The organism is Nocardia mangyaensis, from assembly GCF_001886715.1.
In the GTDB taxonomy this organism is placed as follows: domain Bacteria; phylum Actinomycetota; class Actinomycetes; order Mycobacteriales; family Mycobacteriaceae; genus Nocardia; species Nocardia mangyaensis.
This window is the reverse complement of the sequence record NZ_CP018082.1, coordinates 4,307,219-4,321,973: the sequence shown is the minus strand read 5'-3', so window position 1 is coordinate 4,321,973 and position 14,755 is coordinate 4,307,219. Positions and strand designations below refer to the sequence as shown.

At 69.7% G+C, this 14,755-nt stretch carries 14 protein-coding genes and 1 pseudogene; 5 read left to right on the top strand and 10 right to left on the bottom strand.

Annotation, left to right across the window (positions count from 1 at the left end):
• Nucleotides 1-333: 333 nt before the first annotated feature.
• Nucleotides 334-783, top strand: coding sequence for a B-4DMT family transporter (locus BOX37_RS19630; RefSeq protein WP_084759872.1), 450 nt, complete (start codon nt 334-336; stop codon nt 781-783).
• A 28-nt stretch (nt 784-811) separates the two neighbouring features.
• Here the strand turns inward: BOX37_RS19630 and BOX37_RS19625 are convergent, their stop codons facing one another.
• The 8 genes and pseudogenes from BOX37_RS19625 to BOX37_RS19590 form a co-directional block, all read right to left on the bottom strand.
• Nucleotides 812-1,471 (bottom strand): response regulator, encoded by a 660-nt coding sequence (locus BOX37_RS19625; RefSeq protein WP_071928933.1) that lies wholly within the window; start codon nt 1,469-1,471, stop codon nt 812-814.
• Complete coding sequence (locus BOX37_RS35420; protein WP_071931676.1) at nt 1,468-2,613, bottom strand: sensor histidine kinase; 1,146 nt, start codon at nt 2,611-2,613, stop codon at nt 1,468-1,470. The genes BOX37_RS19625 and BOX37_RS35420 overlap by 4 nt, the downstream gene beginning before the upstream one ends.
• A gap of 265 nt (nt 2,614-2,878) precedes the next feature.
• Entirely contained in the window at nt 2,879-3,331 is a 453-nt protein-coding gene (locus tag BOX37_RS19615; RefSeq protein ID WP_071928932.1) for a hypothetical protein, read from the bottom strand.
• Nucleotides 3,328-3,831, bottom strand: a complete 504-nt coding sequence (locus tag BOX37_RS19610; protein WP_071928931.1) for a DUF1772 domain-containing protein — start codon at nt 3,829-3,831, stop codon at nt 3,328-3,330. Before BOX37_RS19610 ends, BOX37_RS19615 begins: the two co-directional genes overlap by 4 nt.
• Nucleotides 3,832-4,005: 174 nt before the next feature.
• Complete coding sequence (aroB, locus tag BOX37_RS19605) at nt 4,006-5,124, bottom strand: 3-dehydroquinate synthase (RefSeq protein ID WP_071928930.1); 1,119 nt, start codon at nt 5,122-5,124, stop codon at nt 4,006-4,008.
• A 734-nt stretch (nt 5,125-5,858) separates the two neighbouring features.
• Nucleotides 5,859-6,362: pseudogene (locus BOX37_RS35415) on the bottom strand (shikimate kinase); the annotation flags it as partial.
• Nucleotides 6,363-6,451: 89 nt separating this feature from the next.
• Complete coding sequence (aroC, locus tag BOX37_RS19595) at nt 6,452-7,660, bottom strand: chorismate synthase (RefSeq protein ID WP_071931675.1); 1,209 nt, start codon at nt 7,658-7,660, stop codon at nt 6,452-6,454.
• 187 nt (nt 7,661-7,847) lie between these two features.
• Complete coding sequence (locus tag BOX37_RS19590; RefSeq protein WP_071928928.1) at nt 7,848-8,315, bottom strand: prepilin peptidase; 468 nt, start codon at nt 8,313-8,315, stop codon at nt 7,848-7,850.
• Nucleotides 8,316-8,476: 161 nt separating this feature from the next.
• Between BOX37_RS19590 and BOX37_RS19585 the strand changes: the two genes are divergently transcribed.
• From BOX37_RS19585 to BOX37_RS19570, 4 genes are read left to right on the top strand one after another with little or no spacing between them, the layout of a single operon-like run.
• Nucleotides 8,477-9,598 (top strand): aminopeptidase P family protein, encoded by a 1,122-nt coding sequence (locus tag BOX37_RS19585; RefSeq protein ID WP_071928927.1) that lies wholly within the window; start codon nt 8,477-8,479, stop codon nt 9,596-9,598.
• A gap of 47 nt (nt 9,599-9,645) precedes the next feature.
• Nucleotides 9,646-10,209 carry an elongation factor P gene (gene efp / locus BOX37_RS19580; RefSeq protein ID WP_071928926.1) on the top strand — a complete coding sequence of 188 codons (564 nt, stop codon included), beginning with the start codon at nt 9,646-9,648 and terminating at the stop codon, nt 10,207-10,209.
• Between the two features lie 2 nt (nt 10,210-10,211).
• The gene (nusB, locus tag BOX37_RS19575; protein WP_071928925.1) at nt 10,212-10,721 is read left to right on the top strand and encodes a transcription antitermination factor NusB; all 510 of its coding nucleotides are present in this window, start codon (nt 10,212-10,214) and stop codon (nt 10,719-10,721) included.
• 3 nt (nt 10,722-10,724) lie between these two features.
• Nucleotides 10,725-10,991, top strand: a complete 267-nt coding sequence (locus BOX37_RS19570; protein ID WP_084759868.1) for a YciI family protein — start codon at nt 10,725-10,727, stop codon at nt 10,989-10,991.
• A 49-nt stretch (nt 10,992-11,040) separates the two neighbouring features.
• Here BOX37_RS19570 and BOX37_RS19565 read toward each other — a convergent pair whose 3' ends face one another.
• On the bottom strand, nt 11,041-11,376 hold the full coding sequence (locus BOX37_RS19565) for a hypothetical protein (protein WP_071928924.1): 336 nt from the start codon (nt 11,374-11,376) through the stop codon (nt 11,041-11,043).
• A 457-nt stretch (nt 11,377-11,833) separates the two neighbouring features.
• Nucleotides 11,834-14,659 carry an NERD domain-containing protein gene (locus BOX37_RS19560; RefSeq protein WP_167659964.1) on the bottom strand — a complete coding sequence of 942 codons (2,826 nt, stop codon included), beginning with the start codon at nt 14,657-14,659 and terminating at the stop codon, nt 11,834-11,836.
• Between the last annotated feature and the right edge of the window lie 96 nt (nt 14,660-14,755).

Sequence of the window (14,755 nt, the reverse complement as noted above, 5' to 3'; positions counted from 1 at the left end):
GAATCGGGTTCGTCGTGTTGTCGGTCGCCGCGTCGGCGATCGTTGTGGGTGGATCGGCGGCGGCGCAGAGTGGCTGCGCCTCGGCGCAGCCGACGTGGGGGTTCCGTTGTGTACCGTCGGCATCGAACGTCACGCTGGCGAGCTGTCTGAAGGACGGTCCGCTGTGGAGCGATCGGGCGCAATGCGTACCGCGCGGTGACGGCAGCGGCAGGTACGACCTGTGGGTGCCGTGACGTGCTCGGCTCTGTGTCAGCACCGCCGACGCGGCCGCGGTGATCATCCGATCCGCAGAATTGACACCGGTTCTAGTTTTGCCGGGCTAAGGTGTTGCCCATGAGCGCTTGGGTGTTACGAGCCGTCGGTCTCGGCGCGTTGGTCGTCGTGCTGCGGGTTCTGCTCGGTCTGCTGATGGGGTCACTGCCGACCTACGGCACACTGTGGCGGGCGGTCTGCCTCGTCGCGATCGTCGCCGTCGCCGTCGTCTGGGGCGTACGCGATGCCCGCTCGACATCCGGCACTGATCTCACGGTCCGCTGGCTCGCCGCCGGTATCGCCGCCGGCCTCGGCAGCGGGGCGGTGTGCCTGATCCTCGACTACGTCCCCGGTATCGAACTCGGCGACGCCGGCGCGCTCTTCGAGCTGACCTCCGCGGCGTCGTTCATCATGCTGCTGATCTTCCTGCCCGCACTCGCCGGTGTTGGCTACGGGCACGCCCGCTCCGGACGGCCCGCGAAAGCCCCTGCCGCGACTGCGAGCGAACCGGTACTCGCTCCCGCGCAGTAGCCCGCGGGGTGGGGTGTGGGTCGGCCACTCACGGTCGACCTGGGGTGATCAAGCCGGTCTCATAGGCGAGTCGCACCAGTTGGGGTCGGTCGCGGGCGTCGAGTTTGGTCAGTAGACGGCCGACATGGGTGCGTGCTGTCGCTGGACTCATCGACAGCGCCGCGGCGATCTCGGCATTGGAACGGCCGTGGCCGACCTCGGCCAGCACCTCGCGTTCGCGTGGAGTCAGTGGACTCAACAGCTCGGCGGTTTGCGGATCGGGTCCCCTGGCGGCCGCGCGCATGACCCGGCGGGTGACCGCGGGAGACAGGAGTGCGTCGCCACCCGCGACGATCCTGATCGCGGCGCGCAACTCCTGTGGGTCGGTGTCCTTGAGCAGGAATCCGGATGCGCCCGCGCGCATCGCCGCCAGCACGTTGTCGTCGGTGTCGAAGGTGGTGAGCACGACGACCCGGACATCACGAAGCGCGAGGTCGGCGACGATGCGCTGGGTCGCGGTCAGGCCGTCGCCGTCGGGCATACGGATGTCCATCAGCACGACATCGGGTCGGGTACGTGTCACCAGATCGACTCCCGCGCGGCCGGAACCGGCCATCCCCACCACACCGATGTCGTCGGCGCGGTCGAGCAAGGCCCGTAGGCCCTCGCGCACCAACTGTTGGTCGTCGACCACCACCACTCGGATCACGTGGTGCCTCGCGCCGGAATTCGTGCCTCCACCACAAATCCTCCTGTCTGGCCCGGTCCGGCGTGCAAGGTGCCGCCGAGCAGCGTCACCCGTTCCCGCATGCCGATGATGCCCCATCCGCTGTCGGCGGTTTCGGACGCTGCGCCGACGCCGTCGTCGGCCACGCGGACCACCAGATCGGTGTCGGCTCGGTCGATCTCGATGTCGACCGTGTGCGCGGCGGCGTGGCGCAGGACATTGCTCAATGATTCCTGGACCACCCGGTAGGCGGTGAGGTCGACGATGGCGGGCAGGGTGCCGGTCGCGGGAGAGTGGGTGAGCGTCACGATGAGACCGGCGGCCTCGGTGGCGGCGATGAGACCACCCACTCGGTCCAGGTTCGGTGTCGGCGGTTCGGTCGTGCTGTCGGCGCGCAGGGCGGCGACGGTCGCGCGTAGCTCACTGTTCGCTTCCCGGCAGGCGGCTCGCGCCGCGGCGAGCGACTGGGCCGCGGTGTCAGGGTCGTCGCGCAGCGATTCGCGCGCCACATCGGTGTGCAGCGCGATCACCGAGACGGTGTGGGCGAGCAGATCGTGCAGATCGCGGGCGATGCGCAATCGCTCCTGCTCGATGCGCCCCGCCAGCGCGCGGTCGCGTTCGGCCGCAGCCGCACGCGCGCGCTGCTCGGTCTCGGCGCGCCAGCCCCGGCGGGCCCGCACCCCATCACCCAGGGCGATCATCGCGGTCATCAGCGCGGCCGAGGTCGGCAGTTCCAAGCCGAGGACGAATCCCAGGTCGTCACCGTGGATGACCCGCACGCCCGTCGAGATCGCCAGGAGCGCGACGGCGATCCCGATTGCCCAGCCCGGTCTGCCGCGCTCGGCCGCGGAGAACAGCGCGGCGGCGACCGGCAACGCGAGTCCGATCGGCGGATAGTCGAGCATGTAGTAGATAGGCAGCGCGGCGGCCGAGACGACCAGCGTGGCGACCGGCCAGCGTCGACGCACCAGCATCGCACCGGCGAACAACGCGCCGAACGCGTACGCGGCCGGGTCGACCGAGTCCGAGCCGACGCGCGCGGTGATGGCGGTACCGACCACCACGAAGGTCGCCGCGGCAAGGGCGAGATCGACGGCTCGCTGCCCCCGTTCGGTGGCAAACATGGGCGACACCGCCCCTCCCTTCGTCCTCGGGCCGGCCGCACATCGGCTGACGCACCCGTCCGTCGTCTCGAAGCGTGGTGTTCGGGTCGCACATCCGGCGGCTCGGATGCGTGGTCACTGGGCCCGCGCCTTGTCCATGATCAGGATGCCCACCGGGTCCCGGGTGCGTGTCCGCGCGTTTGGACGAGCCGTTTCCGGCTTCTGTTCCGGTCCGTGATCAGGATGCGCGATCTCCTGTCCGGGTCCGTTCGTTCGGACGAACCCTTCACCGGGGTCGATGTCGGTCTGTTGTACGGATGAGCACCCAGGCGATCGCGCCGGTCACCGCGCCGACGAGCACTCCGGTCACCAAGCTGCTGCCAACGGAGAAGACGCGCAGGACCACGTCCTCGACCACCGGTGAGAGCTGCCCTTCCAGGGTGCCACCGAGCCGGGGCGGGTCGTCGAACGCCATGGTCCACAGGATCTGGTGCGTGACCGCCAGCGATACGCCGTAGCAGGCGCCGACGGCGAGCAGCGCACGGAACGCGTCGGAGACCCGGCGCCACCACATGTAGCCCACCCAGGCGGCGAAGGGCGCGAAAACCAGCACCGTGTTGACGGTAGGCCCGACCAGGTCCAGATCGTGCGCGATCACCCGGGGGATGCCGAGCAGGGCCAGCCCGCACACCGTCGTGAGGGGGACGCCGAACGTGCGCGTGGACGCCACCGAGTTCATGCGCGCACCAACCGATCGCGATACACCCGCAGGAATCCGACGAACGCGGCACCGGCGGTGACGGCGCTCATCGCCAGCCTGCCCCGGTGACCGGTCTCGAACTCGGTCGCGGCGCGCCGCAGTACCTCGCTCGAGTGCACCGCGGCGCCCTCGGTGAACATCATTTCGTTGCGCGGCCAGAAGTACAGGGCGGAGAACAGGAACTCCCCGAAGATCAGGGTCAGCAGGCTCCCGACGATCCACCAGCGTGCCGCCCGCACCCGCCACACCAGCACCGTGCTCGCCACCGCCGCGACGATGGTCGCCGCGCCCAGCGGACGGAAGAAGTCGGCAGGCCCGGTCACCTCGAAGAAGGCCGACGCCTCGCCCAGCGACGCGGGAACATCGTGAAAGACGTTGGGGTAGATGATGATCGTTTCCACGGCGATGGCGCTGAACGCCACCGCCGCGATCCACGCGTACACCGCGGGGATCCCGAGCGTGAGCCAATGTCGTGTCATGTCTCGACGGTAGGTTCATGCCCGGGGTCGCCGCGTCAGCCGAAATGCCCGATGCAGGTACGCGTTTCGACGTACGCCGCGCACCGACCGGCTACACCGTATCGAGCCGACCACGCGGCGCCGAGGTACCAGTGCCGACGCCGACGTCACCGTCGACGGGACCAGGAGCCCTGCTCAGAGCAGGATCGCGCCGCCGCCCGGCTTGTCCTCACGAGCGATCGCCGAATAGGCGGCCGCCAGCAGGCTCGGGTCAGGGCCCTCGAGCCGACCCGGCTTGGCGAGGCCGTCGAGGATGACGAATCGCAGCACGCCGGAACGGGTCTTCTTGTCGGTCTGCATGGCGTCCATCAGCTGCGGCAGCGCGTCGGCGTCGTAGCTGACCGGCAGGCCGACGCTTTCCAGGATGCTGCGGTGCCGGTCGGCGGTGGCATCGTCGAGCCGCCCGGCCAGGCGGCCCAGCTCGGCGGCGAACATCAGGCCGACCGAGACCGCGGCGCCATGGCGCCAGCGGTAGCGCTCGCGCCGCTCGACGGCATGCCCGAGGGTGTGCCCGTAATTCAGGATCTCGCGGAGGTTGGATTCCTTGAGATCGGCGGCGACCACGTCGGCCTTGACCTGGATGGCGCGCCGGATCAGTTCGGGCAGCACCTCACCGGTGGGGTCGAGCGCGGCCTCGGGGTCGCGCTCGATGAGATCCAGGATCACCGGATCGGCGATGAAACCCGCCTTGATGATCTCGGCCATGCCGGCGACGATCTCGTTGCGCGGCACCGTCTCCAGTGTCACCAGATCGACCAGCACGGCGCTGGGCTCGTGGAAGCTGCCGACGAGGTTCTTGCCCGCCTCGGTGTTGATGCCGGTCTTGCCGCCGACCGCCGCGTCGACCATCGCCAGCAGCGTGGTCGGCACGTGCACGATGCGCACTCCGCGCATCCAGGTGGCGGCCACGAACCCGGCCAGATCGGTGGCCGCGCCACCGCCGAGGCTCACCACGGCGTCGTTGCGGGTCAGCCCGATCCGTCCGAGCACCTCCCAGCAGAACCCGGCCACGGCCAGATCCTTGCCGTCCTCGGCATCGGGGATCTCGATCCGATGCGCGTCGACACCGGTGTCGGCCAACGCCTTTCGCACCGCCTCGGCGGTCTCGGCCAGCGGCGGCTGATGGAAGATCGCCACGGTCCGCACGGCGTTGCCCGCGGTGACCGACTCGACGAGATCGCCGAGCAGCCCGCGTCCGATGATCACCGGGTACGGGTCGGCGGTGCGGACCTGAATGGTGGACGGCTCTGTCACGTGCGCTGCTCCGATTCTTTCTGGTCGTTGGTCTTGCGTCGACCGCTGCGGTGGCGCGGCCTGCCGCGACGCGCTCGATCACCCTGGGTGTCGGAACGGTCGGTGTCGGGTTGATTCGAACCGGTGCGGTTGCCGCCGCCCGGTTCCGATGTGCTGGTGCGGTTTTCGCCGCTGGCCTTTGACGCGCCTGCACGGTTTTCGCCGCTGGTTTCTGTTGGCCCGGTGCGGTTGCCGCTGTTGGGCTTTGACGTGCGGGTGCGATTGCCCGCCGGGCGATCCGGGGTGTCGGCGCCGGAGGTGTTCGTGCGTTCGCCACCCGCCGCGCGGGCGCCTGCCCGGCTGTCGGCGTCCCGGTTCGCTGACGTGGTCGAGCGGATACGTGCGCCACCGCGGCGCGATCGGGTGCGGCGGGATCGGCGGGCGCCGGTTGATCGTGAGCCGGTGGACTCACCCTGTGCCTGCCCGGTGGCCCGGCTGCTGGACGTCGCGTCGGTGGACTGGCTGGTCGTGGACTCGTCGCCGCCGGATCGTGATGTGGCCGAACGGGTTCGGTCGGCACCCGCCTGCTCGGTGTTCGCGCGCCGTGTGGCCGCGGCCCGTGCCCTGGCACGCCGACGCGCTTTCGACCGGTTGCTGCCGATGCCAGGTCTGCTGGTCGTCGCACCCGCCGCGCCGGAACCGCTTGCGGCGCCGCCCCGTTCGGCCTCCAGGTCGGTGCGCACCGACTCCAGACCGAGCTTGGCCAGGATCATCCGCACCACCCGGCCCGGGCTTCGCCCGTCGGTGCGCACCCGCACCGTGGCGACCTCGCGGTAGAGCGGGCGCCGGACGCGCATCAGTTCGCGGTACTTGGCGCCCGGGTCGGTGCCGTTGAGCAGCGGTCGACCAGTGCTCGATCCGGTGCGCCGAAGCCCTTCGGCCACACTGATTTCCAGGTAGACCACGACGGCGTCGCGCAAGACCTCCCTGGTCTGCGCCGACAGCACCGAACCACCACCGAGCGAGACGATCCCGTCGTGTTCGAGGACGGCGCGGCGCACCACGTCCTCCTCGAGCCGCCGGAACTCCGGCTCGCCGTCCGTGGCGAAGATGTCCGGGATGGTGCGCCCGGTCTCGGCTTCTATTCCGGCGTCGGTGTCGTACAGTTCGACCCCGAGTTCCCTGGCCAGCTTGCGCCCGATCGTGGATTTCCCCGACCCGGGTGGTCCGACCAGGACCGCCCGCGCTCGGGGCGCGATCCGCGCGTCACCGTCGGCACCGGTGCCGACGGTCGTCGATGAGGGGCCCGCGTCGGTGTCCTCCGCGGCCCCCTCCTGCCCCTGCTCGGTCACGGCGTACGGCTGTCCGCGGGCACGTGCGGGCGGCTGCCGATCCGCTTGACGTAACTGGTGATGTTGTCGACGGTCTCGGCCAGCGAATCGCCACCGAACTTCTCCAGGGCGGCCTGGGCCACCACGAGCGCCACCATCGACTCCGCGACCACGGCGGCCGCGGGCACGGCGCACACATCGGAGCGCTGGTGGATGGCGACGGCTTCCTCGCCGCTGGACATGTCGACAGTCGACAGTGCGCGCGGCACGGTCGAGATCGGCTTCATCGCCGCGCGCACGCGCAACGCCTCACCGTTGGTCATGCCACCTTCGAGGCCGCCCGCGCGGTTGGTCGAGCGCAGCACGCCGTCGGGGCCGGGGCGCATCTCGTCGTGGGCGAGGCTGCCGCGGCGGCGCGCGGTCTCGAATCCGTCGCCCACCTCGACACCCTTGATGGCCTGGATTCCCATGAGGGCGGCGGCCAGGCGCGAATCGAGCCGCTGCTCGCCGCTGGTGAACGAGCCGAGCCCGATGGGCAGGCCGTCCACGATCACCTCGACGACGCCGCCGAGGGTGTCGCCGTCCTTCTTGGCCGCCTCGATCTCGGCGATCATCGCCGCCTCTGCCTCGGCGTCGAACGCGCGGACCGGGCTGGCATCGATGGCATCGAGATCGTCCCCACCCGGCGTGACACCGGTGGTGTTGGCCGCGGTGCCGATCGAGATCACGTGCGAGATCACCTCGACACCGAAGGCCTGGCGAAGGAAATTCCGGGCGACGGTACCGGCGGCGACGCGCGCCGCGGTCTCGCGGGCACTGGCCCGCTCCAGCACGGGGCGGGCGTCGTCGAAGCCGTACTTGAGCATGCCCGAGTAGTCGGCGTGGCCGGGGCGCGGACGGGTCAGCGGCGCGTTGCGCGCCATGCCGGCCAGTGCGGCCTCGTCGACCGGGTCGGCCGACATCACCTCGGTCCACTTGGGCCACTCGGAGTTGGCGATCTCGATGGCGACCGGACCACCCATGGTGCGGCCGTGGCGAACCCCGCCGACCAGGGTGACCTTGTCGGCCTCGAACTTCATCCGGGCGCCGCGCCCGTAACCGAGCCGACGGCGCGCGAGCTGTGCGGAGACATCGTCCGATGTCACCTCGACTCCGGCGACCATCCCTTCCAGGAGGGCGACGAGAGCGGGACCATGGGATTCTCCGGCGGTTATCCAGCGCAACACGCCGACCATCTTCCCATGTCGACGCGCGAAGTCGGGCACGTGGTCCGACGTGACGAGTGGCACGTCGGCGTCACGCCGGGCAGCGCGGTGGCGGCCACCGCCCCGATCCGGCCGCGTCGAACCGGTCGGTGAGGTCACCGCGACCCGGCCACGACCACGTGATCGGCCCGGCGCGTCGTGGGGCGGGTCATGCCAGCGCCATCGCGGTCACCGTGGCCAGACACATGGCGGGCCCGTGGGGAACGACGCGTCGAGACGGTCGCACCCGGCTCACGGTCCGGCCCAGTGCCGCGCGCAGGCGGAGCCCGCCGAGCAGCACGATCGCGGCCGCCGCGGTGAGCAGCGGCGCGGCGATCGCGGCCCACGTCCAGGCCGGCGGCCCGGCCAGTGCGGCGGCCGCGCCCAGCCCGACGGCCAGCTTCACATCACCGGCACCGAGCGCGGCGGGGGCGAGCAGGTGGGCGACCAGATAGGGCATGGTCAACAGGGCGGCGCCGATCACCGCCGTACCCAACTGCGCTGTGCCCAGGGCATAGAGGAAGACGGCGGCAGCACCGACCCCGGTCAGGGCATTGGGCAGGCGACGGGCCTGGATGTCGATGACGCCCAGCAGCAAGCACCAGGCGATGAGCAGGCAGAACGCGGCAGTGGTCATGGCATCGATCGTGCTGGGTCACGATCGGCGAAACGAGGCCTCGACCGCGATTGTGGACAACGTCGCGGTATGTGGACAACGTCGTGTCCAGTTGCGATCGTCGTGCGAAAACTCCGGCGCTCGGTGCCGACGTGTCGCAGGTCGAGCGGTAGCGTTGACCCATGTGTGCTGATTACCCGGGTCCCGACCACGCCGCGCGCCGTGGTGTCCTCCGGAGCCTGCTGGTGGAGAACGGCGTCGACGCGTTGCTGGTGACCGATCTGGTCAACATCCGCTACCTGACCGGCTTCACCGGCTCCAATGCCATCCTGCTGGTGCACTCGTGGGACATGCGCGGCGCCGAGGACCGTACCGTCATCGGCACCGACGGGCGCTATTCGGCCCAGGTCGCCGACCAGGTGCCCGATCTGCGGGCCGAGATTTCCCGCGCCACCGCCCGCCGCATCATCGAGTTGGCCGGTGAGTGGCAGCTGGGCCGGGTCGGCTTCGAGAGCCACGTGGTGACCGTCGCCGAGCACAAGTCGTTCCAGGAGCTGCGCACCGGGCTGCAACTGGTTCCCGTCCCCGGGCTGGTCGAACAGCTGCGCATGGTCAAGGACCGCTACGAGGTCGAGCAGCTGCGTGCGGCCTGCGCGGCCGCCGACGCCGCTCTGGCGACGCTGCTCGAGCGCGGCCAACTGCGGCCGGGCCGCTCCGAACGTCAGGTCGCCCGCGACCTCGAGTGGGCGATGTTCGAACACGGCGCCGAGGCGATCTCGTTCGAGACCATCGTCGCCACGGGCCAGAACTCCGCGATCCCGCATCACCGCCCGACCGGTGCCGTGCTGGCGACCGGCGATTTCGTGAAGCTCGACTTCGGCGCGGTCGTCGACGGCTACCACTCCGACATGACCCGCACCCTGCTGCTCGGCGAGCCCGCCGACTGGCAGCGCGAGATCTACGAACTGGTCGCCCGCTCGCAACAGGCGGGCCGGGACGCGCTGAAACCGGGCGCGGGGACCGCCGAGGTGGACGCCGCCGCGCGGGTGGTCATCGAGAACGCGGGATACGGTCCGCAGTTCGTGCACGGGCTCGGACACGGGGTCGGACTGCGGATCCACGAAGCGCCCGGAGTCGCGAAAACGAGTACCGGTACACTTCTTGCTGGCGTGGCGGTGACCGTCGAACCTGGTGTGTATCTTCCCGGCCGCGGCGGGGTCCGGATCGAGGACACGCTCGTGGTCCGCGAAGGGGGCCCGGAACTGCTCACCCACACCAGCAAGGACCTGACCGTCGTCGTGTGACGGCGGCGCCCCCAGACCGCAGTAACGAACTAGGAGATCCGAGAACAGTGGCGGACACCAGCGACTTCAAGAACGGCCTTGTGCTGAAGATCGACGGTCAGCTCCAGCAGATCGTCGAATTCCAGCACGTGAAGCCGGGCAAAGGCCCCGCGTTCGTGCGGACCAAGCTGAAGAACGTCGTGTCCGGCAAGGTTGTCGACAAGACCTTCAACGCCGGCGTCAAGGTCGAGACCGCGACCGTCGACCGTCGCGACATGACCTACCTGTACCACGACGGCACCGACTACATCTTCATGGACGGTGACACCTACGACCAGATCTCCATCGCGGAGGCCACCATCGGCGACGGTGCGCGCTTCCTGCTGGAGAACATGGGCGTGCAGGTCGCCGTGCACGAGGACGCGCCGCTGTTCGTCGAACTTCCCGTCACCATCGAGCTGCTCGTGCAGCACACCGACATCGGCCTGCAGGGCGACCGCTCCACCGGCGGCACCAAGCCGGCCACCCTGGAGACCGGCGCCGAGGTGCAGGTCCCGCTGTTCATCAACACCGGTGACAAGCTGAAGATCGACTCGCGCGACGGCAGCTACCTCGGCCGGGTCAACGCCTGATCGTGGCTGATTCCTCGGCGGAGAAGAAGGGCTCGTTCAAGAAGCTGGGCGCGCGCCACAAGGCGCGTCGCCGGGCTGTCGACCTGCTGTTCGAGGCGGAGGCGCGCGACGTCGACGTCTCGGACCTGCTCTCGGATCGGGCCGAGCTCGCCACTCGCGACCAGAGCGTGGCGCCCGTGCACGCCTACACCAACACCCTGGTCGAGGGTGTCGCCGACGACCTGGACCGGGTCGACGGCACCATCGAGTCCTACCTGCAGGACTGGACCCTGCAGCGACTGCCCGCCGTCGACCGGGCGATCTTGCGGATCGCGGTGTGGGAGTTGTTCCACGCCAACGATGTTCCGCCGGTCGTCGCAGTCGACGAGGCGGTGGAGCTGGCCAAGGAGCTGTCCACCGACGACTCGCCGTCGTTCGTGAACGGCGTGCTCGGCCAGGTCGTGCAGGTGGCGCCGCAGGTCCGTGCCGCCGCCGCGGCCACCCGGGCCCCGCGTCCGGAACCGGAGTCCTGAACCGTGGCGAACAAGTACCTCGTCATGGTGATGCGCGCCCCGAACTTCGACCAGTCCGTCGTCGAGCCACATCGCGCGTTCCTGCAGGAACTCCTCGCCAAGGGGCAGTTGCAGGAGAGCGGCCGATTCACCGACGGTACCGGCGGCGCCTATGTGGTGCTGGCCGAAAGCCTCGATGCCGCAACGGCTGTCGCGCACTCCGACCCGCTGCACACCACTGGCGCCTCGGAACTCACGATCTACGAATGGGAGATCACCGTCTCGGCGTGACCTTTCGGGTCAGCCGCACATCCCCGGCGGATGTGCGGCTTTCGCCGTTTCAGGCGCCGATCTTGTGCAGGCAGTACGAGACCGGCGGCACGACGAACCGCACCTCCTCGGTGTCCCGAAACTTCTTCGCCGATTCGTCGCAGACCTTGATGTCATCGGCCGCGAGCCGCGTGTCGACCTCGTAGGCGCCGGTCCCGCACGGCACCTTGCGCAGGCGGTCCAGGTGGGCGTTCACATGCCGCGGGTTGTTGAAGCAGTCACCGACCTTCGCGTTGAGTTGGGTGCACACGTATTCGTCGGTGCTGCTGGATTTGCGTTTGCGGACCTTGTATTCGAAGTCGCGGTCACCGGCAGCGCAGGGCTTGGTGCCAGAGGCCCGTGACACGATCAGTGCCGCTTCCGGATGGGCGCACGCCCTGGTCTGGAAATCCCAGCCGCGTCGGGCGTCGGTGAAGAATCCACATTGTCCCGCCGAGGCGGTGGTGACGCTCTTGCTGGACGAGCAAGCGGCGAGTCCGCAAACGCCAAGGGCGAGAAGTGCGACGACGGCGACTGCGCCCCACCTGCCTTGCCGGACATGAACGTCGGTAGTCCGTCCGGTGCGGGGCCGGTGCGGTCGGCCGTGTTCCGATGGGTGATGGGATGCGAGCGGATTCTCCACGGACGCCAGTGTGTCAGGGGCACAACGGAACTCGGCCATCTGGGTGTCGTCCCGACGGCCTCCGCCGGTGGGTGTACGGGAAACCGGCGGAGGCGCGACCGGCGCCGGGGGCGCGGTGTCGGGTGTGCGCGAGGCACGTCGCCGATCCTGCTACCTCGAGTGCACTCGAGGTCAAGTCGGGTCAGTGGTCGGTGCCCACCAGCGGTGCCAGGAACCCGGTGACCTGGGCGGCCGAGGGCTGACCGAGGCGGCGGCCGAGGTAGTCGGGGGCATCGGCGGCGGCACGGCAGCGGTCCGGGTTGGTATTGGACGGGTCGGCCGAGTAGCGTTCGCCGACCATGTCGGCGCGCGCCACTTCCCGCCCCGAATGTGCCTCGTAGACCACGATCTCGTAGCTCGCCCGGAACAGGTTGACCGTGCGTCCGACCGGCACGCCCGGGCCCGGGGCGTACTGGCAGGTCTGCACCAGATCGCGCAGGTCGAGCTGTCGCATGCAGGCGATGAGCTGCACCGACGAGGTGTCGCGCGGATGCCACGCCCCCGTTCTGTCCGGGATCACCATCTCGGCGAGTGCGCCGGACAGATAGATCGGCCGCACGCCGCCGCTCTCGTACGCCGCGGCGTTCGGGAACGGTATGCGCTCCCCGCACATTCGGTCGTAGTCCGACATCTCGAACCGACTCGCCTGCACCGCCGCGATCGCGAAGAACCCGGCACCGAACAGCACGATGAACAGCACCAGCCCGAGGCCCGGCCCGACCCGCAGCCGTCGCCTCCGTTCGCCCCGATCCCGCACCGGACGGTTACGCCACCGCTCCAGCAAGGACGGTCCGTCCCCGCCGCGCAGCTGCTCGCGCACCCGACTCGCCCATGTCGGCCGCTGCGCGGGCCGATCATGTTCGACCCAGTCGGACCAGTGCTCGGTGTTCCCGTACGATTCCTGCGGATTCCGGTAAGCCCCTTGGGGACTCGTGTACGGACCCCGCGGATCCTGGTACGACTCGTGGGGATCCCCGTAGGGGTCCTGTGTGCTCCCGTATGACTCTCCTGTGTCCCGAAACGAGTCCTGCGTTGTCGCGGAGGGCTCTCGCGGGTCCCGGTGCGGCTCCTGCGTGGTCCCGTACGCCTCGTGCGGCTCCCGGGACTCCTCCTGCGCGACCGTGTGCCCGCCCTCGGACTCGAGATCCGACCGGCTAGTCTTTTCCGGTATAGCGCGCGACGCTGCCGCCGCCCCGGCTGCCCCCGTAGCGGCAGCGACAGCAGCGCCACCGACTGCCACACCGACACCCGTCGATCCGGATGACTCCGGCTCCCGCTGTTTCCCGGCTGCCTCGTCGTCCGCGCGGGCCGTACGGTAGGACGCCACACCACTGCGCCACCCCGAACCGGCCTCGAACACCACGCCTGAATCGCCAGGCGGCCTTGCGTCCTCTGGCACACCACGGCCGCTGAGCTCGCGTTCGCCGGGACCAGCACTCTCGGAATCCCCAGGCGTAGCGGCACTCCCCTGAGATGCGCTCGCCGCAGCGGACACCTCGTCGGGAAGTTCCTTACGCAGCGAGACGACACCTGCGGGGGCGGTTCCACCCTCGGGTTCACCGACGCCTGGTTCGTTGAACGGCGCTGCACCTGAACCGGTTTCGCTACGCGCGGCGTCACGGCTCTTGCCGCTGGTGGTAGGCATCGCGCCGGTGAGTATCTCGTCGTCAGGGGTGGGCGCCACAGGTCCGTGCGACGAGGTGGTGACGGTCGCGGGGCCGCCGAATGTCAGTGTGGCAGCGCCGAGTTCGTCACCCGAAGTGGTGCGGGTATCGGTCTCCTCTGTCGGTGTCTGTCCGGCGGTTCCTTCGGCAGGGGCCGGAGCAGTGTCCGCGGCGGCAGTGCGTTCAGGGTCGTTCACGGCGTCCTCGCTGCCCGACGTGTCGTTCTCGGCATCGTCGTCGGGTATCACATCGCTGTGGGCACTGCCGAAAGCGGCGGCGTCCGAGCTGTTCGCGAGGTCGGGTGCGTCGTCGCTGGGTGCTGCGCCGGCGCCGGAATCGGGGGCGTCCGCACCACCGGTTGCTGGACTGTCCTCGACTGTGCCACCAGGCGCGGCGGAAGCGGATTCGTCTCGGGGGGAGCGAGATTCGCGATCATCTGGCATGCCGGACGGCCCACCGGTGCGCGACGACGAGTGTGGTCGATGAGCGAGGCGGTCGATCGCGGCGAGGAAGGCGGGGGTGGTGGCCTGGGCGATGCGAGTGGTCATCCGGGCCGAACCGCTCGTGGCCACCTCGGTGGAGGTGGGGGAGTCCGGGGCGTTCGCGTCGGAACCGGCCACTGTCGTGAGTTCCACAGCGGGAGGTGCCGCGGGGCGGCTGGTGGTCGCGGGGTCGAGTTCGGCCGGGAAACCCTGGGCCGCGAGTTCGTGCGGTGCGGGCAGGAGGTGACGCAGGTTCAGTCCGGCGAACACGTGGCCGACATCGGCGACGCTGAGGCGGACCGTGCGCCCGGTCTCGGCATTGAAGTAGTCGTGCAATGCCGAGGAATCGTCGCGCCCGACCAAGACGGCCCGGTACCCGTCGGCGATGCGGGTCTCCTCGATGGTGATGTCGGAGCCGGGCTGGGGGACCAGCGCGATCACCGCGTTCACCCAGCCGAAGATGCCGGACTGCTGCAGGAGGTTCTTGGCCGCGAACACCTGTCGGCGCACCTGGACGAATGGATTCGGCACCCGCACCGCGTGGTAGAGCGCGGCGGGTTCGTCGCCGATGGTCCACGGGCCGTTCGGTGGTGTGGCCAGGATGCCGTCCTGGCGGGTGGTGAAACCCTTGACCTCCACCACGGTCGCACCCTGCGGGGTGCACACCAGCGCGTCGACCTCGACCGATCCGCCCCGGCTCTCCGGCACATGGCAACGGAACACGGCCACCCCACCCGCGTCGGAGGCCCAGTCGCGGATCGCCGCACCGACGATCTGTTCAGCGCCTTCGAGTTCGGTCTCGTCCGCGACAACGACGATCACCACGACCCCCTGTGCACCCGACTGCGGACTCCTACCAGGATACGACCTCCACGCGTTGCATCGAAACCGAATCCTGTTGCTGAGCAACATGATCGA